Below are 24,753 nucleotides of genomic sequence, written 5' to 3' on the forward strand. Positions count from 1 at the left end.
GTCATGCCCGTCATCGAAGTCACCGACCTGTGCAAGTCCTACGGCGGCCGTCCCGCCGTCGACGGTGTGTCCTTCGCCGTCGAGGAGGGCGAGATCTTCGGCGTCCTCGGCCCCAACGGCGCCGGCAAGACCACCACCGTGGAGTGTGTCGAGGGACTGCGCGTCCCGGACGCGGGCCGGGTCCGGGTCACCGGCCTCGACCCCGTCGCCGACCACCGGCGGGTCGCCGAGGTCCTCGGGGCACAGCTCCAGCAGAGCGAGATCCAGCCCAAGCTCACCGTCCGCGAAGCCCTGGACCTGTACGCCGCCTTCTACCCGAAACCGGCCGACTGGCGTCCGCTCGCCGAGCGGCTCGGCCTCGGCCCGATGATGGACACCCGCTTCGCCAAGCTCTCCGGCGGCCAGAAGCAGCGCCTGTTCATCGCGCTCGCGCTGGTCGGCGCCCCCCGCGTCGTCGTCCTGGACGAGCTGACCACCGGTCTCGACCCGCGCGCCCGCCGGGAGACCTGGCAGCTCATCGAGGACATCCGCGCGGGCGGCATCACCGTCCTGCTGGTCACCCACTTCATGGAGGAGGCCCAGCGGCTGTGCGACCGGATCGCGGTGATCGACCGGGGCCGTATCGCCGCGCTGGACACCCCCGCCGGGCTGATCCGGCGCTCGGCGGGCGCCACCGTCATCAGCTTCACCCCGTCCGCGCCGCTGGACGAGGCGGACCTGCGCGCGCTGCCCGAACTGTCCTCCGCCGAGTTCAGGGACGGCCGCGTCACCCTGTCCGGCACGGACGAGACCGTCAACGCCGTCATCACGCTGCTCGCCCGCACCCGCGTCACCGCCCACCAGCTCCGGGTCACCGACACCACGCTGGACGACGCCTTCCTCGACCTCACGGAGGCCCCCGCATGACCACCGACGTCTTCGACACCGCCGTACTGAGGACCGAGCTGCGGCTGTTCCGGCGCGAACCGGGCGCCCTGTTCTGGATGCTGGTGTTCCCGACGCTGCTGCTGGTGGTCCTCGGTTCCATCCCGTCCTTCCGCGAGGCCGACGCCTCCTTCGGCGGGCTGCGCCCGGTCGACGCCTACGTGCCGGTGGCCGTGCTGCTCGGCCTGACCGTGGGCGGCCTTCAGGGCATGCCGCAGGTGCTCACCGGCTACCGCGAGCGGGGCATCCTGCGCCGGATGTCCGCCACGCCCGTGCGCCCGGCGGCACTGCTGTCCGCCCAGATGGTGGTGTGCGGCGCGGCCGCCCTGGTCTCGGCGCTGCTCGCGCTCGCGGTCGGGCGGCTCGCCTTCGACGTGGGCCTGCCCGAGCAGCCCCTCGGCTACCTCCTGGCACTGCTCCTCGCCGTGCTCGCCGCGCTCTCCCTGGGCGCCGTCCTGTCCGCGCTGTCCCGCACCACGAAGATCGCCGGTGCGATCGGGTCGGCGGCGCTGTTCCCGGCGATGTTCTGCGCGGGCGTGTGGCTGCCGGTGCAGGCCATGCCGGACGTGCTGGGCCGGATCGTGGGCTGGACCCCCTTCGGCGCCGCCGCGCAGGCCCTCAACGAGGCCGCGGCGGGCGACTGGCCGGGCTGGTCCCACCTGGCGGTGCTGGTGGGCTGGACGGTGCTGCTCACCGCGGCGGCCTCGCGCTGGTTCCGCTGGGAGTGACGGGAGTGACCGGAGCGAGGGGGAGTGTGCGGGGAAGGCGGCCGCGTGTCCGACAATGACGCCATGACGCGGACGGCGGCGGTCGACGAGCGGTGGGCGGCGTTCCACCGCTGGGGCCCGTACGCGCTGCTGGCCGTCGGGACGCTGGTCGCCTGGTCGGCCGCCGACGCCATCGGCATGACGACCGGCGAGCGGCGGGCGAGCGGCGCACTGATCGGCGCGGCCGTCGTGCTGCAACTGTGGTGGAACCGGGCGGCGCGCACCCGCCCCGAGCCGTCCACGGCCGGCACCTGCTACTACGCCGTCCGCTGGGCCATCGGCTTCGCCCTCACCTGGCTGAACCCGCTGTTCGCCTTCTACGCGGTAGTCGGCTACTTCGGCGCCCAGTACCTGCTGCCCCGCAGGCTGTGCCAGGCCGGGCTGTTCGCCACCGCCGTCACCCTCGCGGGTTCGCAGTCCGGCGGGCTGCCGCCGAACGGGGTCATGGGCTGGGTGCTCTTCGGCGCGATCCTGACCGTCAACAGCATGCTGGTGGCCCTCTTCGCGCACTTCGCCGCGCTGGAGGAGGCCCGCAGCCGCGCCCGCGTGGAGACCATCGCCGAACTGGAGCGCACCAACACCGCCCTCCAGCAGGCCCTCGACGAGAACGCCGCCCTCCACGCCCAGCTCCTCGTGCAGGCCCGGGAGGCCGGGGTCGCCGACGAGCGCAGGCGGCTGGCCGCCGAGATCCACGACACCCTCGCCCAGGGCCTGACCGGCATCATCGCCCAGCTCCAGGTCGTGGCGGCCGCCCCGGACCCGGCGCTGGGCCGGGAACACCTGGACCGGGCCCTCGCCCTGGCCCGGCACAGCCTCGGCGAGGCCCGCCGCTCCGTGCACAACCTGTCGCCGGTCGCGCTGGCCGACGACGGACTGCCGGACGCGTTGAAGAAGACGGTCGCCGAGTGGGGCGGGCGCACTGGCGTGCAGGCCCGGTTCACCGTCACCGGCACCGCCGAGCACCTCCACGACGAGGTCGCCGCGACGCTCCTGCGCATCGCCCAGGAGGCCCTGTCCAACACGGCCCGGCACGCCGCCGCCGACCGGGTCGGCGTCACCCTCTCCTACATGGGCGACGAGGTCACCCTCGACATCCGCGACGACGGCCGGGGCTTCGACCCGCTGACCCCGCGCGAGTGCACCCCGGGCGGCGGCTTCGGCCTCGACGGCATGCGGGCCCGCGCCGAGCGCATCGCCGGATCGCTCACGGTGGAGGCGGAACCGGGGCACGGCACGGCCGTCTCGGCTCGCGTACCGTTGGTCCGCCATGACCGATGACGCCACGACCGATGACGCCGCGAGCGACGAGACCGCGAGCGACGAGACCGCGAGCGACGAGACCGCGACTGACGAGACCGCGACCGATGACGCCGTGATCTCCCTCCTCGTCGTCGACGACCACCCCGTCGTCCGCGACGGCCTGCGCGGCATGTTCGAGTCCGCGCCCGGCTTCCGCGTCCTCGGTGAGGCGGCGGGCGGCGCCGAGGCGCTGGAACGGGCCGCCGCGCTCGACCCCGACGTGATCCTCATGGACCTGCGGATGCCGGGCGGTTCGGGCGTGGACGCCATCCGGGAGCTGACCCGGCGCGGCGCCCGCGCGAAGGTCCTCGTGCTCACCACGTACGACACCGACTCCGACACGCTGCCCGCCATCGAGGCCGGCGCGACCGGCTACCTCCTCAAGGACGCGCCCCGCGACGACCTGTTCACCGCGGTCCGCGCGGCGGCCCAGGGGCGCACGGTCCTCTCCCCGGCGGTCGCCTCCCGTCTGGTCTCCGCCGTCCGCGCTCCGAAGACCCCCGGCGCCGAGGCCCTCTCCGCCCGCGAGCGCGAGGTGCTCGCCCTGGTGGCGCGCGGCACCTCCAACAAGGAGGTCGCCCGGGAGCTGTTCATCAGCGAGGCGACCGTGAAGACCCACCTCACCCACCTCTACGCCAAGCTGGGCGTGAACGACCGCGCGGCGGCCGTCGCGACGGCGTACGACCGGGGCATCCTCGGCTGAACCGCCCGCTGCTCGCCGCGGCTCGGGACCCGTCCCCGCTCAACCCGCCCTCAGCAGCAGCACCGTCCGCGCCGGGACCGTGATCTCCGTTTCCGCGGGGTACGCGGTGCCCGGTGCCCCGCCCTGCTCCTCCCTTCCGGTGTCGACGACCACCTCGTACCGCTCCGCCCACGGGGCGCCCGGCAGGACGAAGCCGGCCGGCTCCCCGCCCGCGTGCAGGACGGCCAGGAAGCTGTCGTCGACGACCGGGTCGCCGTGCTCGTCGCGGCCCGGGATGTCCCGCCCGGACAGGTACATGCCGAGGGTGGCGGCGGGGGCGTACCAGTCCCGCTCCGTCATCTCCGTGCCGCCCGCGGTGAACCAGGCCAGGTCGCGCAGGCCGTCCGCGGAGTGCGCCCGGCCGGAGAAGAACGCCCGGCGGCGCAGCACCGGGTGCCGGTGGCGCAGCGCGATCAGCCGCGAGGCCAGCGCGAACAGCGGGCGCCACTCCGGATCGTCCCGCAGGCTCCAGTCCACCCAGCCGGTCTCGTTGTCCTGGCAGTAGGCGTTGTTGTTCCCGCGCTGGGTGCGGCCCATCTCGTCGCCCGCGACCAGCATCGGCACCCCGGTGGACAGCAGCAGTGTGGTCAGCAGGTTGCGCAGCTGGCGGCGCCGCAGCGCGCGCACCTCCGCGTCGTCCGTCTCGCCCTCCGTGCCGCAGTTCCAGGACCGGTTGTCGTCCGTGCCGTCCCGGTTGCCCTCACCGTTGGCCTCGTTGTGCTTGCGCTCGTACGACACGAGGTCGCGCAGCGTGAAACCGTCGTGCGCGGTGACGAAGTTGACCGAGGCGTAGGGCCTGCGCCCGCCCCACGCGTACAGGTCGCTGGAGCCCGACAGGCGGTACCCCATCTCCCGTACGTCCGGCAGCGCGTGCCGCCAGAAGTCCCGGACCGCGCCCCGGTACCGGTCGTTCCACTCCGTCCACAGCGGCGGGAACGCCCCCACCTGGTAGCCGCCCGAGCCCACGTCCCACGGCTCGGCGATCAGCTTCACCCGGCGCAGCACCGGATCCTGCGCGATCACCGCGAGGAACGGCGAGAGCATGTCGACGTCGTGCATCGAGCGGGCCAGCGCCGCCGCCAGGTCGAAGCGGAAGCCGTCCACGCCCATCTCGGTGACCCAGTACCGCAGCGAGTCGGTGATCAGCCGCAGCACGTGCGGCTGGACCACGTGCAGGGTGTTGCCGCAGCCGGTGTAGTCGGCGTACCGGCGGGCGTCGGGCTGGAGGCGGTAGTAGCCGCGGTTGTCGATGCCCTTCAGGGAGAGCGTCGGGCCCAGTTCGCCCGCCTCCGCGGTGTGGTTGTAGACCACGTCGAGGATCACCTCGATGCCGGCCGCGTGCAGTGCGCGCACCATCCGCTTGAACTCGCCGACCTGCTCACCCGTGGTGCCGGAGGCGGCGTAGGCGGCGTGCGGGGCGAAGTAGCCGACCGAGTTGTAGCCCCAGTAGTTCTTCAGGCCGCGCTCCAGCAGATGGCTCTCGTGCGCGAACTGGTGCACCGGCAGCAGCTCCACCGCCGTCACGCCCAGCCGCGTCAGGTGATCGATCGCCGCCGGGTGGGCGAGGCCCGCGTACGTGCCGCGCAGCTCGGGCGGGATGTCCGGGTGGAGCCTGGTGAAGCCGCGCACGTGCAGCTCGTAGATGACCGAGTCCGCCCACGGCGTCTTGGGCCGCCGGTCGTACGTCCATTCGTCGTCGGTGGCGTCGTCGTGGACCACGACGCCCTTGGGGACGTACGGCGCCGAGTCCCGGTCGTCGCGCACGGTGTCCGCGACCCGCTGCTCCGGCCAGTCGCGCACGTGCCCGTACACCTCGGGCGGCAGCACGCCGTAGTCATTCCCCTCGGCGCCGTCCACGGCGCGGGCGTAGGGGTCGAGGAGCAGCTTCGCCGGGTTCCAGCGGGCGCCGGTCCAGGGGTCCCAGCGGCCGTGCACCCGGTAGCCGTAGCGCCGCCCGGGCCGGACGCCCGGCACGAAGCCGTGCCAGATCTCGTGCGTCAGCTCGGTCAGCCGCACCCGGCTCTCCCTGGCGCCGGGTCCCGGCCCGTCGAACAGACACAGCTCCACCGCCTCCGCCCCGCCCGCCCACAGGGCGAAGTTGGTCCCCGCCACCTGGTCCGGGCCGGTCCGGAACCGGGCGCCCAGCGGCACCGGGGTGCCCGGCCGGGCCGGCACGGCGGGCGGCGGAGCGGCGCGCCGCGCGCCATTGACCACGACGGCGGGGTGCCCGTCCGCGGCGGCCCGTTCCCCGGGCACCGCCTCCCGCTCGGCTGCGCTGGACACCTGTCGGCCTCCCACGGCTCGTGGAACGACGTCCGGCAGGAGGGCGCGCGGCGTCCCGGCCGCTGCTCCCCGTCGCGTCGTCCTCCACACAGTTCTGCCCACCGGGTGGCTCGCACTCACGTTTCCCCAGGGTCGACCGGTCGTTACGGGTGGATGTGAGGCACGTACACGGGCGCGCACGGCGCGCGGGCGCGGCTCTGGCCGCCCTACTGACATGGGCAGGACTGCTGGCCGGGGCCGCCGGATGCACCTCGGACGGCGGCGGCATCGGTTCCGGCATCGGCTCGGGCATCGGCGAGATGTTCGGCAAGCAACCCGCCGCCGAGGACGTCATCCGCGTCACCCCGGACGACGGAAGCAAGGCCGTCGCGCCGGAGAAGAAGCTGTCGGTGCGGGTGCCCGACGGGCGCCTGGAGTCGGTGAAGGTCGTCCGGTCGCAGGACGCGCAGGAGACCCCGGTGCCCGGCCGGATCTCCGAGGACGGCCTGAGCTGGCGGCCCGACGACGACCGGCTCGCCCTCGCCGCCAAGTACACCGTCGACGCCGTCGCCCTGGACGGCGGCGGACACCGCTCGGCCCGGCACACCACGTTCACCACCAAGGTCCCCGAGGAACGCTTCATCGCCTACGTCGCCCCCGAGAACCGCTCGGTCGTCGGCACCGGCATGATCGTCTCACTGGAGTTCAACCGGGAGATCACCGACCGCGCCGCCGTCGAACGCGCCGTCACCGTCACCGCGGAGCCCGCCACCGAGATCCGTCCGCACTGGTTCGGCAAGGACCGCCTCGACTTCCGCCCCGAGGAGTACTGGAAGCCCGGCACCGAGGTCACCGTCGACCTGGACCTGCGGGACGTCGAGGGTGCGAAGGGGGTCTACGGGCTCCAGCACAAGAAGGTCTCCTTCACCGTCGGCCGCAGCCAGGTCTCCCGCGTCGACGCGGTCGAGCGGACCATGCAGGTGCGCCGGGACGGCACACTGCTGGCCACCGTGCCGATCACCGCGGGCGCGCCGACGACGCCCACCTACAACGGCCGGATGGTGATCACCGAGATGCTCGAGGTCACCCGCATGAACAGCCGCACGGTCGGCTTCGGCGGCGAGTACGACATCCCCGACGTCCCGCACGCCATCCGGCTGACCAGCTCGGGCACCTTCCTGCACGGCAACTACTGGGCGCCCGCCGACACCTTCGGCCGGGCCAACGTCAGCCACGGCTGCGTCGGACTGCGCGACGACAAGGGCGGCGGTTCCGACACCCCGGCCGGCTGGTTCTTCGACCGCAGCCTCATCGGCGACGTCGTCGAGGTGGTCCACAGCAAGGACAAGACCGTGGCCCCCGACAACGGGCTGGGCGGCTGGAACATGAAGTGGAAGGAATGGAAGGCGGGCAGCGCGGTGAGGTGACGCCGGGGCGTCCTTCGGCGCCCGGCCGCCAACTCGGTACGGAACGGTGACAATTCACCTGACCCTCAACCCCCTGGCCTGCGGTTACGATGCGCCGGTGCGCGCGCGGGCGCACTGGGGCGCGGGCCCGACCAGGCCCGGCGAGGGGAGAACAAGGTGAACGTGCGTCCGATAGCGGGGGCGGTACTCGGGCTGCTGATGCTGACCGTCACCGCATGCGGTGGGGGCGGCTCGGGCTCGGGGGCCGGGGACGGCAAGGGGGACAAGGCCAAGGACGCCACCGCGGCGCAGAGCGAGCAGTCCGAGGCCGTCGTCACCATCGCTCCCGAGAACGGGGCCAAGGCCGTCGACACCAGCGGCGCCCTGAAGGTCGGCGCCGCGAAGGGCAGGCTCACCGAGGTCGTCGTCAAGGACGGCAAGGGCACGAAGGTCGACGGGAGGATAACCGGGGACGGCGCCGCCTGGACGCCGTCCACCCACCTGGCCGCCGCCACCACGTACAGCGTGCACGCGGTCGCCAAGGACTCCGAGGGCCGCACCGCCGCCGAGGACTCCCGCTTCACCACCCTGACGCCGAAGAACACCTTCGTCGGCACCTTCACGCCGGAGGACGGCTCGAAGGTCGGCGTCGGCATGCCGTTCTCGGTCCGCTTCACCCGGGGCATCACCAACCCGGAGGACGTCGAGAAGGCCATCACCGTCAAGACCGAGCCGGCCGTCGAGGTCGAGGGCCACTGGTTCGGCAACGACCGCCTCGACTTCCGCCCCGAGAAGTACTGGAAGGCCGGCACCAAGGTCACCGTCGACCTCAACCTCGACGGCGTCGAGGGCCGCGAGGACGTCTACGGCAAGCAGGCCAAGACCGTCTCCTTCACCGTCGGCCGCAGCCAGGTCTCCGTCGTGGACGCCAAGAAGCACACGATGAAGGTCGTGCGGGACGGCAAGACCCTCAAGACCATTCCCGTCACCACCGGCGCACCGGGCTACGAGACCTGGAACGGCCAGATGGTCATCACCGAGCGGCTCGCGGTGACCCGCATGAACGGCGAGACCGTCGGCTACGGCGGCGAGTACGACATCAAGGACGTGCCGCACGCCATGCGCCTGTCCACCTCCGGCACCTTCATCCACGGCAACTACTGGGGCGGCGACGCCTTCGGCAACCGCAACTCCAGCCACGGCTGCATCGGCCTGCGCGACGTGCGCGGCGGCTGGGACAAGGGTGCGCCGGCCCGCTGGTTCTTCGAGAACTCGATCATCGGCGACGTGGTCGTGGTCAAGAACTCCGAGGACGCCACCATCGCCCCCGACAACGGGCTCAACGGCTGGAACATGTCCTGGGAGAAGTGGAAGGCCTGAGGGGCGGCTGCCGCGGCGAGTGAACGCCCGCTAACCTGCGGGGCATGACCGTACATCTCGAAGTCGCCGAAGGCGTCGGAACGCTGCGCCTGGACCGCCCGCCGATGAACGCGCTGGACGTCGCCACCCAGGACCGGTTGAAGGAGCTGGCCGAGGAGATCACCCGGCGCGAGGACGTGCGCGCCGTGGTGATCCACGGTGGCGAGAAGGTGTTCGCGGCGGGCGCGGACATCAAGGAGATGCAGGTGATGGACCACGCGGCGATGGTCGCGCGGTCCCGCGCCCTCCAGGACTCCTTCACGGCGGTGGCCCGCATCCCCAAGCCGGTGGTCGCGGCGGTGACCGGCTACGCGCTGGGCGGCGGCTGCGAACTCGCCCTGTGCGCCGACTTCCGCATCGCGGGGGAGAACGCCAAGCTGGGCCAGCCCGAGATCCTGCTCGGCCTGATCCCCGGCGCGGGCGGCACCCAGCGGCTGTCCCGGCTGGTCGGCCCCTCCAGGGCCAAGGACCTGATCTTCACCGGCCGCCAGGTGAAGGCCGACGAGGCGCTGGCGCTGGGCCTGGTGGACCGGGTGGTCCCGGCCGCCGAGGTCTACGCGCAGGCGCACGCCTGGGCCGCGCGGCTCGCCAAGGGCCCCGCCATCGCGCTGCGCGCGGCGAAGGAGGCGATCGACACGGGCCTCGAGACGGACATCGAGACCGGCCTCGCCGTCGAGCGCAACTGGTTCGCGGGCCTGTTCGCCACCGAGGACCGCGAGCGCGGGATGCGCAGCTTCGTGGAAGAGGGCCCCGGCAAGGCCAAGTTCCTCTGAACACCCCCGCAAGAAGTACAAGTTTCATCCGAAGTCGCGTTGTACCACTTGCAATTGACGCGATGTCTGATCCGGGTCCCTCGATGGGGCGGTTTATGGCAGCCTTAACGCACCATTAAGCGCGCCTTGTCGAGGGAGTTCGTCGCTTGTCTCCGGCCGAGCCGTTCGCGCAGGTCACCGGGGCCGTTTCCGGCCCCGAACTGCCTGTGGCATATGCCGATCGACCGTCCTCCGGCCGGGCTCCCGCGGAGGCGTATTCCCCGGGAACGGCCCCGGAGGCCCCCGGGGGCGGCCATGATGGGGGCATGGCGGGGCTGGATGGTACGGAACAGCCGCGGGGAGCCGGACGGGCGACCGCGGCGCGCTGGTCGCCGGCGGTCGAGGACGAGCGCGCACTCAAGGCGCTGGACCTGTTCGGCAACCCGACGGAGCGCGAAGTTCCGTTACCCTCCCGGCCCGAGTCCGCCGCCACCGCCCGCAGGCTGGCCCAGGTCGTCGCCCTGCGTCAGTGGCAGCTCGGTCCCAAGGTCACGGAGGATGCCGTCCTGCTCGTCTCCGAACTGGTCGGCAACGCCGTACGCCACACCGGTGCCCGGGTCTTCGGCCTCCACATGCGCCGCCGCCCGGGCTGGATCCGGGTCGAGGTCCGCGACCCCTCCCGGGGGCTGCCCTGCCTGATGCCGGTGCAGGAGACGGACATCAGCGGGCGTGGACTCTTCCTCGTCGACACGCTCTCCGACCGGTGGGGGGTCGATCTGCTGCCGCGCGGGAAGACCACGTGGTTCGAGATGCGGGTCGTGGACCGCTGAGAGCCCATCTGCCCCGGAAAGCAACCCCGTTCACCGGACACGCCACCTACGGGTGAGAATCCGGAACGCACCGCTCCGCAGCCGGGATCGTATCCGCATGATCACCACTCGCCTGCGCCGACGGACCGCCGCCGCCGTCCTGTCGCTCTCCGCGGTCCTCGCCACCACCGCCGCCACCGCCCCCGGTGCCGCCACGGCCCCCTCGGCCGCCCCCGCCAAGGCCGCCCCGGCCTGCCCCCAGTTCGACGACAAGACCAAGGCCGCCGCCGACCGGGGCGTCGACGTCGACCGCATCACGCCCGAGCCGGTCTGGCGCACCACCTGCGGCACCCTCTACCGCAGCGACAGCCGCGGCCCCCAGGTCGTCTTCGAAGAGGGCTTCCACGCCAAGGACGTCGAGAACGGACAGTACGACGTCGAGAAGTACGTCCTGGTCAACCAGCCCTCGCCGTTCGTCTCGACGACCTACGACCACGACCTCTACAAGACCTGGTACAAGTCCGGCTACAACTACTACATCGACGCCCCCGGCGGCATCGACGTCAACAAGACCATCGGCGACACCCACAAGTGGGCCGACCAGGTCGAGGTCGCCTTCCCCGGCGGCATCCAGCGGAAGTACATCATCGGCGTCTGCCCCGTCGACCGGCAGACCAAGACCGAGATCATGAGCGACTGCGAGAGCAATCCGCACTACCAGCCCTGGCACTGACACCGGTCACCCCCGCTCAGGGGCGCAGGAACAGTGCCTCCGACCCCACCGGCCGGTAACCCGCCGCCTGGAACGCCCGCAGACTGCGGGCGTTCCCCGCCGACACCTGCGCCCACACCGGCTCACCCCCGGCCAGCTGCCGCGCCGCCGTCACCAGCAGCCGCCCCAGCCCCCGGTGCCGGGCGCCCTCCGCCACCTCCACGGCGACCTCCAGCCGCCCGCCGACCCCGCGGCCCAGCACCAGCACCCCGCCGTCCGCCGCCCACACCCGCACCCCGTCGCGCCGCCGCCGGGCCGCGACCACCCGGGGATGCCCGGGATCGGCCACCTCCTCCAACGCCACCTCCGGCCGCCCGGGCAGCGGCGCACCGGTCAGCAGCACGTCGATCGTGTCCGTCGTACGCCCCGTGCGGTCCGCGAAGGCCGTCAGGAACCGGGCGTTCATCGTGGCGGCCAGGGGATCGCACCCCAGCGACGCCAGCGTCTTGCGCACCCACCCCTCCTCCACGTCGTCGGTGAAGACGACCGAGTGCGCCGTGAAGGCGAGCACCCCCGCGTCCCGGACGCCGTGCTGCGGCACGACGCTCGTCCCGCCGTCCGCCGGCGGGAACACGCCCCGCGCCGCCGCGTCCAGAATCTCCCGCAGGCTCTCCGCCACACCGCGCTCCTTGAGTCTCCACCCACTGGAAGGCACAGACTCCCAGACATGACCGACGACGGCACCGGCCTCATGACCATCGGCGAACTGGCGCGCACCACCGGACTTCCGGTACGCACCATCCGCTACTGGTCCGACGAGGGCGCCCTGCCCCCGCACGCCCGCTCCGCGGGCGGCTACCGGCTCTACGACGCCGCGTCCGCCGCCCGCCTGGAGCTGATCCGCACCCTGCGCGAACTGGGCCTCGGTCTGGACGCCGTACGCCGTGTGCTGACCGGCGAGACCACGGTCGCGCAGATCGCGGAGGCGCACGTGAGCGCCCTGGACGCGCAGATCAGCGCCCTGAGGGTGACCCGCGCGGTGCTGTCCACCGTGGCGCGACGCGGCTCGACCGCAGAGGAGATGACGCTCATGAACAAGCTGGCGCGACTGTCCACCACCGAACGCCGCCGGATCATCGAGGACTTCATGGCCGAGGTCTTCGCCGGCGTCGACCCCGGTGACCCCGACATCCGCACCCGCCTGCGCTTCGCCGCCGCCGACCTGCCCGACGACCCCACCCCGGAACAGGTGGACGCCTGGGTGGAGCTGGCCGAGCTGATCCAGGACCCGGAGTTCCGGGTCACCATGCGCCGGATGATCGAGTTCAACGCCGCGGACCGGGGAGCGGACGTGCCCACCAGCTCCTCGCTCTGGTTCGTGAGCCGCATGGTCCAGCTCGCCGGTGAGGCGCTGCGCGACGGCGTGGCACCGGACTCGCCGCGGGCCGCCGGCATCGTGCGCGAGCTGATCGGCGACGCCGACCCGGCCGTCGTACTCGAACGCCTGACCGCGGTGACCAACGTCCGGCTCGCCCGCTACCGGGAACTGTCGGCGATCGTGAACGGCCTGGAGCCGCCCTCCGCCCACGAGGAGCAGTTCAGGTGGGTGGTCGCCGCGCTGGGCGCTCGGACGGCCGGTTAATCTGACCTGCGTCAGATGGACCCAATGCACGGAACGAGGGGCGGACCGGTGGCCGACATCGAGGAAGCACGCAAGCAGTTCGAGCGGATCGACACGGACGGTGACGGCCTCATCACCGCGGCCGAGTTCAAGACCGCGCTCGCCCAGGGCGGCGACTGGAACGTCACCGAGTCGGTGGCCGAGGCGATCATCGCCGGCCGCGACCTCGACGGCGACAAGCAGCTGTCGTTCGACGAGTTCTGGGCCCACCTGAACAAGTAGCGGCACGATGAGGGGCGCCCGGCGGTCGTCCGGCGGGCGCCCCTTCGCCGTCCCCGCGGGTTGCTGCGGGGGAGTGAAGGCGGGGCGACGGCGGAATAGCCCGCACGGCTCGGAGGTTGCTGGTTCCCACCAGGAAGACACCACATCCGAAGGGCCAGGGGAGTCAGCATCATGAAGATCGGCATCATCGGCGCGGGCAACATCGGCGGCAACCTCACCCGGCGGCTCACCGCCCTCGGACACGACGTCTCGGTCGCCAACTCGCGCGGGCCGCACACGCTCACCGCGCTGGCCGAGGAGACCGGCGCCACCCCGGTACCGGTGGAGGAGGCGGCGCGGGGCGCCGAGATCGTGGTCGTCACCATCCCGCTGAAGCGGGTCCCGGACCTGCCGTCGGGTGTCCTCGACGGGGCGGCGGAGGGCGTCGCGGTCATCGACACCGGCAACTACTACCCGCAGCAGCGGGACGGCAGGATCGCGGGCATCGAGGACGAGGGCCGCACCGAGAGCCGCTGGACCGAACGCCACCTCGGCCACCCGGTGATCAAGGCCTTCAACGGCACCTACGCCCAGGACATCCTCGACCGGCCCCGTCCGGCCGGCGCGCCCGACCGCCTGGCCCTCCCGGTGGCCGGCGACGACGAGGCGGCCAAGGCGAAGGTCCGCACCCTGATCGACGAACTGGGCTTCGACACCGTCGACGCCGGCGGCATCGACGACTCCTGGCGCCAGCAGCCGGACACCCCGGTCTACGGCCTGCGCGAGGGCGTCGACGGCGTCGCCAGGGCGCTGGCCGAGGCGTCCCCGGAGCGGCCCGCGGCCTTCCGGGGCTGACGCCGCCGTCAGGCGCTCTGGGCCCACTCCTTCAGCGCCGCCCTGCTCGCGAAGTCCGCCACGTTGGTGTCGACCGGGTCGTCGGTGTACTGGTGGAAGCGCCACTTAGCCTGGATGCGCGGCTTGCCCGCCGAGACGTAGTCGGCGATCCAGAGGGCGTCACCGGCGTACGAGGTGCTGTCGACGTTCAGCCAAAAATGCCGGTTGCAGTAGAGGATGACCCGGTTGTCCGGCCGCAACGCCTTCACCTTCCTGATGAAGCTGTCCTTCTCCGCGTTGCTCGGGTGCGTGCCCTCGCCGTTCGTCTCCCAGTCGACGGCGAGGATGTCGCCCTTGCGGTCCGGCGCCTTGGAGACGAAGTACTCGGCCTGGGCGGCCAGGTTGCCCGGCCACAGGAAGTGGTAGAAGCCGACGGCCAGTCCGGCGTCGCGGGCCCGCTCCGTCTGGGCCGCGAGTTTGGGGTTGACGTACGAACGGCCTTCCGTCGCCTTGACGAAGACGAAGGACAGGCCGTCCGTGTCGTAGCTGGAGGACTGGTAGGCGCTGACATCGATGCCACGCAGCATGGGGCCTCCCTGAGAGGCTGTGGGGGGACGGGAGTTGGTTATTCCCCACGATGACACGGGCGATCCCCGCGCGAAGCGGAAATGTCGGCTTCCCTTCCCCCGGGCGCCATTGACGCGCGTAGCGCGGTGCCCCACGCTGGGCTCCGGTTCACGGACGACTCGACGGTCGGGAGGCCGGGATGTTCAGACGCGTGTCACGACTCCTTCTCTCATTTGTCATGCTCATGGCTGGCGCGGTAGTCGGTCTCGGCGCCACCGCCGGCACCGCGCACGCCGACTCCTGCTACAGCTGGAACCGCACCCTCTCCCAGGGCTCCTCCGGCAGCGACGTGACGCAGCTCCAGATCCGCGTCGCCGGCTGGGTCACCTCGGGCGAGCGGCTCTCCTACGACGGCCAGTACGGCGCCCGCACCGCCGCCGCCGTCAAGAAGTTCCAGTCCGCCTACGGGCTGGCCGCGGACGGCGTCGCGGGCCCCGCGACCTTCAGCAAGATCTACGCCCTCCAGGACGCGGACTGCACCCCCGTCCACTTCACCTACGCGGAGCTCAACAAGTGCAACTCCGACTGGTCGGGCGGCGCGGTCTCCGCCGCCACGGCCAAGTCGAACGCGCTGAAGACCATGTGGAAGCTGGAGGCCATGCGGCACGCCCTCGGCGACGTGCCGATCACCATCTCCAGCGGCTTCCGCTCCCGCGCCTGCAACAGCGCGGTCGGCGGCTCGTCCACCAGCCGCCACCTCTACGGCGACGCCGCCGACCTGACCGGCTCGCCCAGCTTCTGCCGGCTCGCCCAGCAGGCCAGGACCCACGGCTTCTCGGAGATCCTCGGCCCGGGCTACCCCGGCCACAACGACCACACCCACGTGGCCTTCGACCCGTCGCCGTACTGGTCGGCCCCGAACTGCGGCATCTGATCCACCGGCCACCCTCGAAACCTCTGAGTTCCGCTCCGTTCGCCTCCCGTTGACAATCCTCGTGCCGCCGGCGCTCCGGCCGGCGGCGCGCACCGGGCCACGGCGCCCTGCCGGGGTCCGGCAGCGGGAGGGGTGCGATGAGTTCGAGGAGCAAGGCGACGGCCGGCCTCGGCGCGGGGGCGGCGATGGCGGCGGACTCTTTCGGAAGTCGGTAGGGGGGCGGACCGTCAGGCACGGTCGAGGCGTTCCCGCTGCTCGGGTTCCAGACGCAGGTCCACAGCGGCGAGCAGTTCGTCGAGTTGCCCGACGGAACTGACGCCTGCAATGGGAATCACCGGAGGGGTGCCGTGGAGAAGCCATGCCAGCACCACCTGGCTGGGCGTGGCACCCAGTTCGGACGCCACCTCGCGCAGCACCGCCAGTCGGGGCGCGGTACCAGGGTGGTCGTAGGCGACCGACAGCGGTTTGTCATCGCGGGTATAGGCGCCGAACAGGAGGGTGGAATAGGCCATGAGCGTCAGATCCGGCTCGCTGCCCACGTAGTCCAGCATCTCCGGCGTCACATGGACGTGGCTGGCTTCGGGCAGGGCGACGTCGAACCGGGGCTGGAGATAGGAGTACCTCTGCTGCACGCAGCTGTAGCTCGCCCAGCCGTTGGCCTCGGCTACGGCTCTGGCCTGCGCGACGCGCCAGGCCGGGTGGTTGGAGGCGCCCAGCACGCCCACGTGGCCCTCGGAGACCAGTGCGTTCAGGGCGCCGAGAGTCTCCTCGAGCGGGACGGTCCGGTCCTCGACGTGCGACCAGTACAGATCGATACGGTCCGTGCCCAGGCGGCGCAGGCTCTCCTGCGCCGCCTTGCGCACCACGGGTGCGGACAGGCCCTCGGCGGTCTCCAGTCCGCTCCCGGGTACGGTGGGGCGCCCGCCGAACTTCGTGGAGATCACCACTTCCTCACGCAGCTTTCGGTCGGCCAGCCATCGGCCCACCGTGGTCTCGCTCTCGTCCCCCGTACTCCCCGGAAGCCAGAAGACGTAGTTGTTCGAGGTGTCGATGAGGCTCCCTCCCGCCTCGACGAAGCGGTCGAGAATGGCGAAGGACGTGCGCTCGTCCACGGTGCTGCCGAAGGGCAGCGTCCCCAGGCAGAGTGCGCTGACCGCGGGACCACTCGGGCCTCCGATACTCCGTCGCAACATGGTGTTTCTCCTTCGGGCCGTACGGGACATGGAGCCTGCGGACCTCTCACGCCGAGCCGCCGGACTGCACTGAAAACCTAGGCGCCAATCGGTATGGAGTCCCAGTCCGATCGCAGGCCGGAAATCCAGGCCAATTGCCCTTGTGGTCCGGCGCCGGTGTTCTGCGCCGGGCGGGTGAGCCCGCGGCAACGCGTCGTGCGCGGCACCGTGGCGACCCGGCCCGACAAGCGGCCCCTCGGAGAAGGCCGCACGACGACTGGGTAAGCGGGACACCCGTCAGCCGCGGGACGTCCCAGTGCCCTTGCCTCGTACGGCTTCTGCCAGTCGGCGTACGGCTTCAGGCACGGAGGCGTCCGACAGATTGCCGTACCCGAGCACCAGGGCGGGCGGGCCCGTGCGTGCGCTCATCCGGTACTGATCCAGGTCCACCAAGCGCAGCCCGAGCCGCGCCGCCCGGCGCACGGCCTGCGCGGCATCGCAATCGTTGAGGTGGAGCAGCAAGTGGAAGCCGGCCGCGGCGCCGGAGATCTCGAGGTCGGGCAGCGTCGATGCCATCTCCGTGAGCAGGAGGTCACGGCGGCCGCGATACCTCAGCCGCGATGCCCGTATATGGCCGTCGTACCAGCCCGCGTCCAGGAACGCCGCGAACGCGAGCTGATCGATGACTGGTGGTGGCGTAACAGCGACCGCCGCGTCGCGAAGCGCCTCGGCCCAGCGCGGCGGGGCAACCACCCAGCCGATCCGAAGAGCCGGGGAAAGCGTTTTACTCAGCGATCCCATGAGTACCACGCGGGCACTGTCCATCCCTTGGACAGTGCCGATGGGACGGCGGTCGTAGCGGAACTCCGCGTCGTAGTCGTCCTCCATCACCAACCCGTCGACCTCACGCGCCCAGCGCAGGAGTTCGGCACGACGGGCGGGAGTCAGTACCGTGCCGGTCGGAAACTGATGGGCGGGCGCCACGATGACCGCCCGCGTCCGAGTGCTCGCCCGCAACCGATCGATGCGCAGACCGTCGCGGTCGACCTCCACGGGGACGGGCGTCAGACCGACGGTGGACACCGCGGACGACAGCCGCGACCATCCCGGATCCTCCACGGCCACATGGGTGTGTCCCGCCGACCGCAGCGCACGACACAGCCGAACGACCCCGTCCAGGGTTCCGTCGCACACGATCACGTTGTCGGCGGAGACGTCCGCTCCCCGCCCCCGCACGAGATATGCGGCCAGCCGCTCACGCAGCCGCGGATGGCCGAAGACATCCGGATAACCGAGATCCGCGGAAGCGATTGATGCGGTCACCTCCCGCACCGCGTCCGCCCACCGCTTTCGAGGAAACGTCCGTAGGTCCGGCATGCCTGGCAGCATCTCGAACTCGACCGGCACGGAGACCTGTGGGTTCGAGCGGGGCCGGCCCTGATTCGGTACCGCCGTGGCACGCACTCTGGTTGCTGAGCCACTGCGGGCCTCGAGATAGCCCTCGGCGATGAGCTGGGCGTATGCCTCGGTGATCACCCAACGGGAACAACCCAGGTCTCCGGCCAGCACTCGACTTGGCGGTAGGGCGCTCCCGGGCAGGATACGGCCGGCGACTACAGCGGAGCGGAGTGCTCCGCATAGCTTGCGGTGCAGGGGCCCCTCGGGCTGGCCGTCGACTTCCAGCAGGGTGCTCCAAGCCAGACTTTTTTGGTCCTGCCGCATGGCGGCTCATGCTACCCGGGTGCCATGTCCCAGCCCTCCTTTCCGCGGACGCCCCGATCGCACGAACTGCCTGGGCAGTTGATCCGGCCACGTGAAAGGAGGGTGTCGACCTGCTGTGCGCACGGGTCAGGGCCCATCCGCCTAGCACTCGATGATGTTCACCGCGAGCCCGCCCCGCGCCGTCTCCTTGTACTTGACCGACATGTCGGCGCCGGTCTCCTTCATGGTCTTGATGACCTTGTCGAGGGAGACCTTGTGGGAGCCGTCGCCGCGCATCGCCATCCGGGCCGCCGTGACGGCCTTGACCGCGGCCATGCCGTTGCGCTCGATGCAGGGGATCTGGACGAGGCCGCCGACCGGGTCGCAGGTGAGGCCGAGGTTGTGCTCCATGCCGATCTCGGCGGCGTTCTCCACCTGTTCCGGGGAGCCGCCCAGGACCTCGGCGAGGGCGCCGGCCGCCATCGAGCAGGCGGAGCCGACCTCGCCCTGGCAGCCGACCTCGGCGCCGGAGATGGAGGCGTTCTCCTTGAAGAGCATGCCGATGGCGCCGGCGGCGAGGAGGAAGCGGACCACGCCGTCCTCGTCGGCGCCGGGCACGAAGTTCACGTAGTAGTGCAGGACCGCGGGGATGATGCCGGCCGCGCCGTTGGTCGGGGCGGTGACGACCCGGCCGCCGGCCGCGTTCTCCTCGTTCACGGCCATCGCGTAGAGCGTGATCCACTCCATGGCCAGGGCCTGCGGGTCGCCCTCGGAGCGCAGCTTGCGCGCGGTGTTGGCGGCCCGGCGGCGGACCTTCAGGCCGCCCGGCAGGATGCCCTCGCGGGTCATGCCGCGCTCGACGCACGCCTGCATCACCCGCCAGATCTCCAGCAGGCCCGCGCGGATCTCGTCCTCGTCGCGCCAGGCACGCTCGTTCTCCAGCATCAGGGCGGAGATGGACAGGCCCGTCTCGCGGGTCAGGCGCAGCAGCTCGTCGCCGGTGCGGAAGGGGTACTTCAGGACGGTGTCGTCGAGGACTATGCGGTCCGCGCCGACCGCGTCCTCGTCGACGACGAAGCCGCCGCCGACCGAGTAGTACGTCTTGGTCAGCACCTCGGCGCCCTCGGCGTCGTACGCCCACAGGGTCATGCCGTTGGCGTGGTACGGGAGGGTCTTGCGGCGGTGCAGGACCATGTCGTCGTCGTAGGAGAAGGCGATCTCGTGCTCGCCGAGGAGGCTGATGCGGCCGGACGTCCTGATCGTCTCGACACGGGCGTCCGCCGTCTCCACGTCCACCGTGCGCGGCGAGTCGCCCTCCAGGCCGAGCAGCACCGCCTTGGGGGTGCCGTGGCCGTGGCCGGTGGCGCCGAGCGAGCCGTACAGCTCGGCGCGGACCGAGGCGACGGAGTCCAGCAGCTCCTCGTTGCGCAGGCGACGGGCGAACATGCGGGCCGCGCGCATCGGGCCGACCGTGTGCGAGCTCGACGGGCCGATGCCGATCGAGAACAGGTCGAAGACCGAGATGGCCACGGGGACTCCTCAGAACGGGGGTGGTGCGGAGGGGGTGCCGAGGGGCGGGGCGCCCGGCCGCTTGTGGCGGATGCGGCGTCCCACCCCTCGGGTGCGGTGTCTACTTGTTCAGACCCGGGTACAGCGGGTGCTTGTCGGCCAGGGTCTTCACCCGGGCCTTGAGGGCCTCCGCGTCGTAGGACGGCTTCAGCGCCTCGGCGATCACGTCCGCGACCTCGGCGAAGTCCTCGGCGGTGAAGCCGCGGGTCGCCAGGGCCGGCGTACCGATGCGCAGACCGGAGGTCACCATCGGCGGACGCGGGTCGTTGGGGACGGCGTTGCGGTTGACCGTGATGCCGACCTCGTGGAGACGGTCCTCGGCCTGCTGCCCGTCCAGCTCGGAGTCGCGCAGGTCCACCAGGACCAGGTGGACGTCCGTGCCGCCGGTCAGGACGGAGACGCCCGCCGCCTTCGCGTCGTCCCGCACCAGGCGCTCGGCGAGGATGCGGGCACCCTCCAGCGTACGGCCCTGGCGCTCCTTGAAGTCCTCGCTCGCGGCGACCTTGAAGGCGACGGCCTTCGCGGCCACCACGTGCTCCAGCGGTCCACCCTGCTGACCGGGGAAGACGGCGGAGTTGATCTTCTTGGCCAGCTCGGCCGTGGAGAGGATCACACCGCCGCGGGGGCCGCCCAGGGTCTTGTGGGTGGTGGTGGTGACCACGTGGGCGTGCGGCACCGGGTTCGGGTGCAGGCCCGCCGCGACCAGACCGGCGAAGTGCGCCATGTCGACCATCAGGTACGCGCCGACCTCGTCCGCGACCTTGCGGAACGCGGCGAAGTCCAGCTGCCGCGGGTAGGCGGACCAGCCCGCCACGATCAGCTTCGGCTTGGTCTCCTTGGCCAGGCGCTCCACCTCGGCCATGTCGACCTGGCCGTCGTCGCCGACGTGGTAGGGGACGACGTTGTAGAGCTTGCCGGAGAAGTTGATCTTCATGCCGTGGGTCAGGTGCCCGCCGTGGGCGAGGTTCAGACCCATGATCGTGTCGCCGGGCTTGAGCAGCGCGAACATCGCGGCCGCGTTGGCCTGGGCGCCCGAGTGCGGCTGCACGTTGGCGTGCTCGGCGCCGAAGAGCGCCTTGACCCGGTCGATGGCGATCTGCTCGATCACGTCGACGTGCTCGCAGCCGCCGTAGTAGCGGCGGCCGGGGTAGCCCTCGGCGTACTTGTTGGTGAGGACCGAGCCCTGGGCCTCCATGACCGCGACCGGGGCGAAGTTCTCGGAGGCGATCATCTCGAGGGTGGACTGCTGGCGGTCCAGCTCGGCGTCGACGGCCGCGGCGACGTCCGGGTCCAGCTCGTGCAGGGGTGTGTTCAGAAGCGACATGCGATCGTGACTCCTCAGGCGCCGGCGAAGGCGGTGTACTCGTCGGCGGAGAGCAGGTCGGCGGGCTCGTCCGTGACCTTCACCTTGAACAGCCAGCCGCCCTCGAAGGGGGCGCTGTTCACCAGCGACGGGTCGTTGACGACGTCCTCGTTGACCTCGGCGATCTCGCCGGAGACGGGGGAGTACAGGTCGGAGACCGACTTGGTCGACTCCAGTTCGCCGCAGGTCTCGCCCGCGGTCACCGTGTCGCCGACCTCGGGAAGCTGCACGAAGACGACGTCACCGAGCGCGTTGGCCGCGTGCTCCGTGATGCCGACCGTCGAGACGCCGTCCTCGGCGCCCGACAGCCACTCGTGCTCCTTGCTGTAGCGCAGCTGCTGGGGGTTGCTCATGGCCTGAATTCTCCTGTACGCGAGGAAGTGGCTGGTGAAGGGGGTGGTGGGGCGGTACGTCGCACGGGGCCGATGCCGCCGGGGACACGGGCGGCCGACGCCGCCGGGGGACACGGGCGGCCGACCCTGCCGGGGACACAGGGGGCCGGTGCCGCCCAGTGTCTACTTCTGGCGCTTGTAGAACGGCAGCGCCACGACCTCGTACGGCTCGTGACTGCCACGGATGTCCACGCCGACGCCCTCGGTCCCCGGGGCCGCGTGCGCCGCGTCGACGTACGCCATGGCGATCGGCTTGCCCAGCGTCGGGGACGGAGCGCCCGAGGTGACCTCGCCGATCACCTCGCCGCCCGCGACGACCCGGTACCCGGAGCGCGGCACCCGGCGGCCCTCGGCGACCAGGCCGACCAGGACGCGGGGCGGGTTCTGCTCCGCGCGGGAAGCGGCCTCGGTCAGCGCGGCGCGCCCGACGAAGTCGCCCTCCTTCTCGAACTTCACCACCCGGCCCAGACCGGCGTCGAACGGGGTCAGCGCGGTCGACAGCTCGTTGCCGTACAGCGGCATGCCCGCCTCCAGGCGGAGCGTGTCCCGGCAGGACAGACCGCACGGGACCAGTCCCGCGCCCTCGCCCGCCTTGGTCAGCGCCTGCCACAGCTCGACCGCGTGCTCCGGCTTCACGAACAGCTCGAAGCCGTCCTCGCCGGTGTAGCCGGTGCGCGCGATCAGCGCCGGGACGCCGGCGACCGTGCCGGGCAGACCGGCGTAGTACTTCAGGCCGTCCAGGTCGGCGTCGGTGAGCGACGCGAGGATGGCCGGGGACTCGGGGCCCTGCACGGCGAGCAGCGCGTAGGCGTCGCGGTCGTCGCGCACCTCGGCGTCGAAGCCGGCCGCCCGCCCGGTCAGCGCGTCCAGCACGACCTGGGCGTTGGAGGCGTTGGCAACGACCATGTATTCGGTCTCACCGAGCCGGTAGACGATCAGGTCGTCCAGGATGCCGCCGTCCTCGCGGCAGATCATGGTGTAGCGGGCCCGGCCCGGCTTCACGGTGCCGATGTTGCCGACCAGCGCGAAGTTCAGCAGCTCGGCCGCCTGCGGGCCGGTGACGGTGATCTCGCCCATGTGCGAGAGGTCGAAGAGACCGGCGCGGGTGCGCACCGCGACGTGCTCCTCGCGCTCGGAGCCGTAGCGCAGGGGCATGTCCCAGCCGGCGAAGTCGGTCATCGTCGCGCCCAGCGCGCGATGCGTGGCATCCAGCGCGGTACGGCGCGGTTCGGTACTGCTCATCGGTCGGTCGTCTCCCAGGACAGGACGGGGCGAGGTCGGTCCTCCCCATCTGTCATCGGAACCTGAGAGGTTCGCCACGGCCACCGGAGTACGGCGATCAGGGCTTGCACCTTGGGTGGGACCGCCGTCGGGGGCGGCCCGCTTTTCAGATGTGCCTCGCCCGCGCGGTAACGGGGCCTGAGAGATTCAAGGGAGGGACTTGCTCCTTCGGCGCCCCGGCGCGGCCGGGGACTCTCCCGCGCGGATTCAAACGGCCGGTATGCAGTTGGCGCCGCCATCATTGCACGCCCGGGCGATCCGTGGCAGACCGTGATCTGTAACCGGCTTGTGGCAGTAAGCGAACGAAAACGCGAGACCCGCGCATTACCTTCTCTTTACACTCGACGGGGAGGTACTCGTGTACCGCCCCAGGGGAGGACGATCACGGTGAACAGGCCCACGGCGTACGCCACGACCTCGGGACTCGCGCTGCCCAAGCAGCCGACCGCCCCGGCCCCCGAGGCATGCGCCCCACTGACCGCACCCGTCGTCCGCGACCTGAGGGACCGCGACGGCCGCAGCCCGCACGCCCTGCTCTTCGGACCCCGGGACCTGGTGGTGATCACCGGCCTGCCCGGCAGCGGCAAGTCCACGCTGATGCGGCGCACCGTGCGCGGTGGCCGCGTCGACTCCCAGGACACCCGCGACCGCTGGGACCGGCGCATGCCGCGCCTCCTGCCGTACACGCTCTACCGCCCCCTCGTCCGCCTCGCCCACTACGCCGGACTGCGCCGCGCGCTGCGCTCCGGCGAGGGCGTCGTCGTGCACGACTGCGGCACCCAGGCCTGGGTGCGCGGCTGGCTGGCCCGCGAGGCCCGCCGCCGGGACGGCACGCTGCACCTGCTGCTCCTCGACGTCGCTCCCGGCGAGGCCCTGGCAGGCCAGCGCGAGCGCGGCCGGGGCGTCTCGCGGTACGCGTTCCTGCGGCACCGCACGGCCAACTCCCGCCTGCTGCGCGCGGTGACCGAAGGCGCCCTGCCCGCGGGCTGCTCCTCGGCGGTCGTCCTCGACCGGGCGGCGGCCGACACCCTGCGGCGGATCGCCTTCACGGGGTGACGCACGGTAGGGCTCCGGGGCCGAACGGGTTAGCCTTTCAGCCACGAACGGCGGTACCAGGCAGCAGGCGGTAGGTAGGCAGATGGACTTCCCGGCACAGACGCACCCCCACCCGCACGGCGGGTGGCCAGGCAACGAGCTGGAGGAGGTGCTGTCCGCCTCCCTCGGCATCCCGTCGGCCGGCGGCCGGATCGTGGAGGTCCTCGGCCGCAGCTTCCTGTGGATCCCCCTGCCGAACGGCGGCGGCCCGCACAGCGGCCCCCTCGACCTGCCGTCGCTGGAGATCGACGGCCAGGCCTACGTGCCGGTGTTCAGCTCGGAGGAACAGCTTCGCCAGGTCGCGGGCGCGCACATGGCGTACACCGTCGCCCCCGCCGCGGAGTTCGCCCGCGGCCTGCCCCCGCAGGTCGGCATCGCGGTGAACCCGGAGGGCGTGGTCGGCATCCCGCTGCCGCCGCCCGCCGTGGCCGAGCTGTGCCGGGCCGGGCGCACCCCGCTGGACGGGCCCTCCTCCGGCGGCCGGGTCCGCCTCTTCGAGCCGGACTGGCAGGACGACCCGGTGGACTTCCTGGCCGCGGCCTCCGCCGAGTTCGCCGCCACCGGCGTCGTACGCAGCGCGCGCCGCTGCCTGGCCGCCGTCGAGACCGCCGACCCGGTCCTGTTCGTCGGCGTCGAACTGACCCACTGGGAGGACGACGCCCGCGCCCTCCCCCTGGACGCCCTCGGCCGAGCCCTCGCCAAGTCCCCCCTGAAATGGCAGGTCAACCTGGTCCTCCTGGAAGCGGCCCAGGACCCGGTCTGCGACTGGATGCGGGAAAGGGTCCGTCCCTTCTACGAGCGGGACTTGTAGACGCCGGTCAGGGTGAGCGCCCCGAAAGGGGCGCGGGGCTGTGACATGTGCGGCTCCGCC

Annotated in this window: 24 protein-coding genes and 1 riboswitch; of the genes, 15 read left to right on the forward strand and 9 right to left on the reverse strand. The window is 71.8% G+C overall.

Translation table 11 applies throughout. The features are described 5' to 3' along the window. The first annotated feature begins 3 nt into the window (after window positions 1-3). From C4J65_RS24335 to C4J65_RS24350, 4 genes are all read left to right on the forward strand, one after another. On the forward strand, window positions 4-906 hold the full coding sequence (locus tag C4J65_RS24335; RefSeq protein WP_162833330.1) for an ABC transporter ATP-binding protein: 903 nt from the start codon (window positions 4-6) through the stop codon (window positions 904-906). Continuing rightward, window positions 903-1,652, forward strand: a complete 750-nt coding sequence (locus C4J65_RS24340; protein ID WP_115744301.1) for an ABC transporter permease — start codon at window positions 903-905, stop codon at window positions 1,650-1,652. Before C4J65_RS24335 ends, C4J65_RS24340 begins: the two co-directional genes overlap by 4 nt. Window positions 1,653-1,715: 63 nt before the next feature. Further along, on the forward strand, window positions 1,716-2,969 hold the full coding sequence (locus C4J65_RS24345) for a sensor histidine kinase (RefSeq protein ID WP_205351057.1): 1,254 nt from the start codon (window positions 1,716-1,718) through the stop codon (window positions 2,967-2,969). Then, complete coding sequence (locus tag C4J65_RS24350) at window positions 2,959-3,693, forward strand: response regulator transcription factor (protein WP_275898167.1); 735 nt, start codon at window positions 2,959-2,961, stop codon at window positions 3,691-3,693. Before C4J65_RS24345 ends, C4J65_RS24350 begins: the two co-directional genes overlap by 11 nt. Before the next feature lie 39 nt (window positions 3,694-3,732). Here C4J65_RS24350 and glgX read toward each other — a convergent pair whose 3' ends face one another. Further along, window positions 3,733-6,015, reverse strand: coding sequence for a glycogen debranching protein GlgX (glgX, locus tag C4J65_RS24355; RefSeq protein WP_162833331.1), 2,283 nt, complete (start codon window positions 6,013-6,015; stop codon window positions 3,733-3,735). 155 nt (window positions 6,016-6,170) lie between these two features. Between glgX and C4J65_RS24360 the strand changes: the two genes are divergently transcribed. The 5 genes from C4J65_RS24360 to C4J65_RS24380 all read left to right on the forward strand — a co-directional run bounded on the left by C4J65_RS24360 (window position 6,171) and on the right by C4J65_RS24380 (window position 11,113). Beyond that, window positions 6,171-7,421, forward strand: a complete 1,251-nt coding sequence (locus C4J65_RS24360) for an Ig-like domain-containing protein (protein ID WP_115744304.1) — start codon at window positions 6,171-6,173, stop codon at window positions 7,419-7,421. Between the two features lie 198 nt (window positions 7,422-7,619). Next, window positions 7,620-8,780 (forward strand): Ig-like domain-containing protein, encoded by a 1,161-nt coding sequence (locus C4J65_RS24365; protein WP_240330645.1) that lies wholly within the window; start codon window positions 7,620-7,622, stop codon window positions 8,778-8,780. A 44-nt stretch (window positions 8,781-8,824) separates the two neighbouring features. Beyond that, the gene (locus tag C4J65_RS24370; protein ID WP_115744306.1) at window positions 8,825-9,592 is read left to right on the forward strand and encodes an enoyl-CoA hydratase-related protein; all 768 of its coding nucleotides are present in this window, start codon (window positions 8,825-8,827) and stop codon (window positions 9,590-9,592) included. A 305-nt stretch (window positions 9,593-9,897) separates the two neighbouring features. After that, window positions 9,898-10,401, forward strand: a complete 504-nt coding sequence (locus C4J65_RS24375; RefSeq protein ID WP_162833332.1) for an ATP-binding protein — start codon at window positions 9,898-9,900, stop codon at window positions 10,399-10,401. A 97-nt stretch (window positions 10,402-10,498) separates the two neighbouring features. Then, window positions 10,499-11,113: an ADP-ribosyltransferase gene (locus C4J65_RS24380; RefSeq protein WP_115744308.1), complete on the forward strand. Its 615-nt coding sequence runs from the start codon at window positions 10,499-10,501 to the stop codon at window positions 11,111-11,113. Between the two features lie 16 nt (window positions 11,114-11,129). Here the strand turns inward: C4J65_RS24380 and C4J65_RS24385 are convergent, their stop codons facing one another. Continuing rightward, window positions 11,130-11,771 (reverse strand): GNAT family N-acetyltransferase, encoded by a 642-nt coding sequence (locus C4J65_RS24385; protein ID WP_115744309.1) that lies wholly within the window; start codon window positions 11,769-11,771, stop codon window positions 11,130-11,132. A gap of 48 nt (window positions 11,772-11,819) precedes the next feature. Between C4J65_RS24385 and C4J65_RS24390 the strand changes: the two genes are divergently transcribed. The 3 genes from C4J65_RS24390 to C4J65_RS24400 all read left to right on the forward strand — a co-directional run bounded on the left by C4J65_RS24390 (window position 11,820) and on the right by C4J65_RS24400 (window position 13,829). Continuing rightward, window positions 11,820-12,734, forward strand: a complete 915-nt coding sequence (locus C4J65_RS24390; protein ID WP_115744310.1) for a MerR family transcriptional regulator — start codon at window positions 11,820-11,822, stop codon at window positions 12,732-12,734. Between the two features lie 48 nt (window positions 12,735-12,782). Further along, window positions 12,783-12,995: an EF-hand domain-containing protein gene (locus C4J65_RS24395; RefSeq protein WP_003973534.1), complete on the forward strand. Its 213-nt coding sequence runs from the start codon at window positions 12,783-12,785 to the stop codon at window positions 12,993-12,995. A 144-nt stretch (window positions 12,996-13,139) separates the two neighbouring features. After that, entirely contained in the window at window positions 13,140-13,829 is a 690-nt protein-coding gene (locus tag C4J65_RS24400; RefSeq protein WP_275898186.1) for an NAD(P)-binding domain-containing protein, read from the forward strand. Window positions 13,830-13,837: 8 nt separating this feature from the next. On the opposite strand, the gene C4J65_RS24405 is transcribed toward C4J65_RS24400, so the two are convergent. Continuing rightward, entirely contained in the window at window positions 13,838-14,395 is a 558-nt protein-coding gene (locus C4J65_RS24405; RefSeq protein WP_115744312.1) for a glycoside hydrolase family 25 protein, read from the reverse strand. A gap of 179 nt (window positions 14,396-14,574) precedes the next feature. Here C4J65_RS24405 and C4J65_RS24410 point away from each other — a divergent pair, with 179 nt between their 5' ends. Beyond that, window positions 14,575-15,309: a D-Ala-D-Ala carboxypeptidase family metallohydrolase gene (locus tag C4J65_RS24410; RefSeq protein WP_054102043.1), complete on the forward strand. Its 735-nt coding sequence runs from the start codon at window positions 14,575-14,577 to the stop codon at window positions 15,307-15,309. A 227-nt stretch (window positions 15,310-15,536) separates the two neighbouring features. Here C4J65_RS24410 and C4J65_RS24415 read toward each other — a convergent pair whose 3' ends face one another. The 6 genes from C4J65_RS24415 to gcvT all read right to left on the reverse strand — a co-directional run bounded on the left by C4J65_RS24415 (window position 15,537) and on the right by gcvT (window position 22,748). After that, entirely contained in the window at window positions 15,537-16,502 is a 966-nt protein-coding gene (locus C4J65_RS24415) for an aldo/keto reductase (protein ID WP_115744313.1), read from the reverse strand. 276 nt (window positions 16,503-16,778) lie between these two features. Then, window positions 16,779-18,203, reverse strand: coding sequence for a PLP-dependent aminotransferase family protein (locus C4J65_RS24420; protein ID WP_115744314.1), 1,425 nt, complete (start codon window positions 18,201-18,203; stop codon window positions 16,779-16,781). A gap of 141 nt (window positions 18,204-18,344) precedes the next feature. Beyond that, window positions 18,345-19,712 carry an L-serine ammonia-lyase gene (locus tag C4J65_RS24425; RefSeq protein WP_115744315.1) on the reverse strand — a complete coding sequence of 456 codons (1,368 nt, stop codon included), beginning with the start codon at window positions 19,710-19,712 and terminating at the stop codon, window positions 18,345-18,347. Between the two features lie 100 nt (window positions 19,713-19,812). Next, window positions 19,813-21,075, reverse strand: coding sequence for a serine hydroxymethyltransferase (gene glyA, locus C4J65_RS24430; protein ID WP_115744316.1), 1,263 nt, complete (start codon window positions 21,073-21,075; stop codon window positions 19,813-19,815). A 14-nt stretch (window positions 21,076-21,089) separates the two neighbouring features. Further along, window positions 21,090-21,467 carry a glycine cleavage system protein GcvH gene (gene gcvH, locus C4J65_RS24435; protein ID WP_115744317.1) on the reverse strand — a complete coding sequence of 126 codons (378 nt, stop codon included), beginning with the start codon at window positions 21,465-21,467 and terminating at the stop codon, window positions 21,090-21,092. Window positions 21,468-21,629: 162 nt separating this feature from the next. Then, window positions 21,630-22,748, reverse strand: a complete 1,119-nt coding sequence (gene gcvT, locus C4J65_RS24440) for a glycine cleavage system aminomethyltransferase GcvT (RefSeq protein ID WP_115744318.1) — start codon at window positions 22,746-22,748, stop codon at window positions 21,630-21,632. A gap of 155 nt (window positions 22,749-22,903) precedes the next feature. Next, window positions 22,904-22,997, reverse strand: a riboswitch (glycine riboswitch). Window positions 22,998-23,174: 177 nt separating this feature from the next. On the opposite strand from gcvT, the gene C4J65_RS24445 reads away from it, so the two are divergent. Both C4J65_RS24445 and C4J65_RS24450 read left to right on the forward strand, forming a co-directional pair. Further along, window positions 23,175-23,843, forward strand: a complete 669-nt coding sequence (locus tag C4J65_RS24445) for an AAA family ATPase (RefSeq protein WP_115744319.1) — start codon at window positions 23,175-23,177, stop codon at window positions 23,841-23,843. Window positions 23,844-23,925: 82 nt separating this feature from the next. Beyond that, entirely contained in the window at window positions 23,926-24,693 is a 768-nt protein-coding gene (locus C4J65_RS24450; RefSeq protein ID WP_115744320.1) for an enhanced serine sensitivity protein SseB, read from the forward strand. Window positions 24,694-24,753: the final 60 nt, after the last annotated feature.

The sequence above is a fragment of the Streptomyces sp. CB09001 genome (assembly GCF_003369795.1).
Lineage (GTDB): Bacteria > Actinomycetota > Actinomycetes > Streptomycetales > Streptomycetaceae > Streptomyces.

Bases quoted from the DNA above. Each gene is read 5' to 3' on its own strand.
- C4J65_RS24410 (WP_054102043.1), top strand. From the start codon at position 14,575: ATGTTCAGACGCGTGTCACGACTCCTTCTCTCATTTGTCATGCTCATG.
- C4J65_RS24345 (WP_205351057.1), top strand. From the start codon at position 1,716: ATGACGCGGACGGCGGCGGTCGACGAGCGGTGGGCGGCGTTCCACCGC.
- C4J65_RS24370 (WP_115744306.1), top strand. From the start codon at position 8,825: ATGACCGTACATCTCGAAGTCGCCGAAGGCGTCGGAACGCTGCGCCTG.
- C4J65_RS24415 (WP_115744313.1), bottom strand. From the start codon at position 16,502: ATGTTGCGACGGAGTATCGGAGGCCCGAGTGGTCCCGCGGTCAGCGCA.
- C4J65_RS24365 (WP_240330645.1), top strand. From the start codon at position 7,620: ATGCTGACCGTCACCGCATGCGGTGGGGGCGGCTCGGGCTCGGGGGCC.
- C4J65_RS24375 (WP_162833332.1), top strand. From the start codon at position 9,898: ATGGCGGGGCTGGATGGTACGGAACAGCCGCGGGGAGCCGGACGGGCG.
- glyA (WP_115744316.1), bottom strand. From the start codon at position 21,075: ATGTCGCTTCTGAACACACCCCTGCACGAGCTGGACCCGGACGTCGCC.
- C4J65_RS24390 (WP_115744310.1), top strand. From the start codon at position 11,820: ATGACCGACGACGGCACCGGCCTCATGACCATCGGCGAACTGGCGCGC.
- C4J65_RS24380 (WP_115744308.1), top strand. From the start codon at position 10,499: ATGATCACCACTCGCCTGCGCCGACGGACCGCCGCCGCCGTCCTGTCG.
- C4J65_RS24350 (WP_275898167.1), top strand. From the start codon at position 2,959: ATGACCGATGACGCCACGACCGATGACGCCGCGAGCGACGAGACCGCG.
- C4J65_RS24420 (WP_115744314.1), bottom strand. From the start codon at position 18,203: ATGCGGCAGGACCAAAAAAGTCTGGCTTGGAGCACCCTGCTGGAAGTC.
- gcvH (WP_115744317.1), bottom strand. From the start codon at position 21,467: ATGAGCAACCCCCAGCAGCTGCGCTACAGCAAGGAGCACGAGTGGCTG.
- C4J65_RS24340 (WP_115744301.1), top strand. From the start codon at position 903: ATGACCACCGACGTCTTCGACACCGCCGTACTGAGGACCGAGCTGCGG.
- gcvT (WP_115744318.1), bottom strand. From the start codon at position 22,748: ATGAGCAGTACCGAACCGCGCCGTACCGCGCTGGATGCCACGCATCGC.
- C4J65_RS24450 (WP_115744320.1), top strand. From the start codon at position 23,926: ATGGACTTCCCGGCACAGACGCACCCCCACCCGCACGGCGGGTGGCCA.
- C4J65_RS24335 (WP_162833330.1), top strand. From the start codon at position 4: ATGCCCGTCATCGAAGTCACCGACCTGTGCAAGTCCTACGGCGGCCGT.
- C4J65_RS24405 (WP_115744312.1), bottom strand. From the start codon at position 14,395: ATGCTGCGTGGCATCGATGTCAGCGCCTACCAGTCCTCCAGCTACGAC.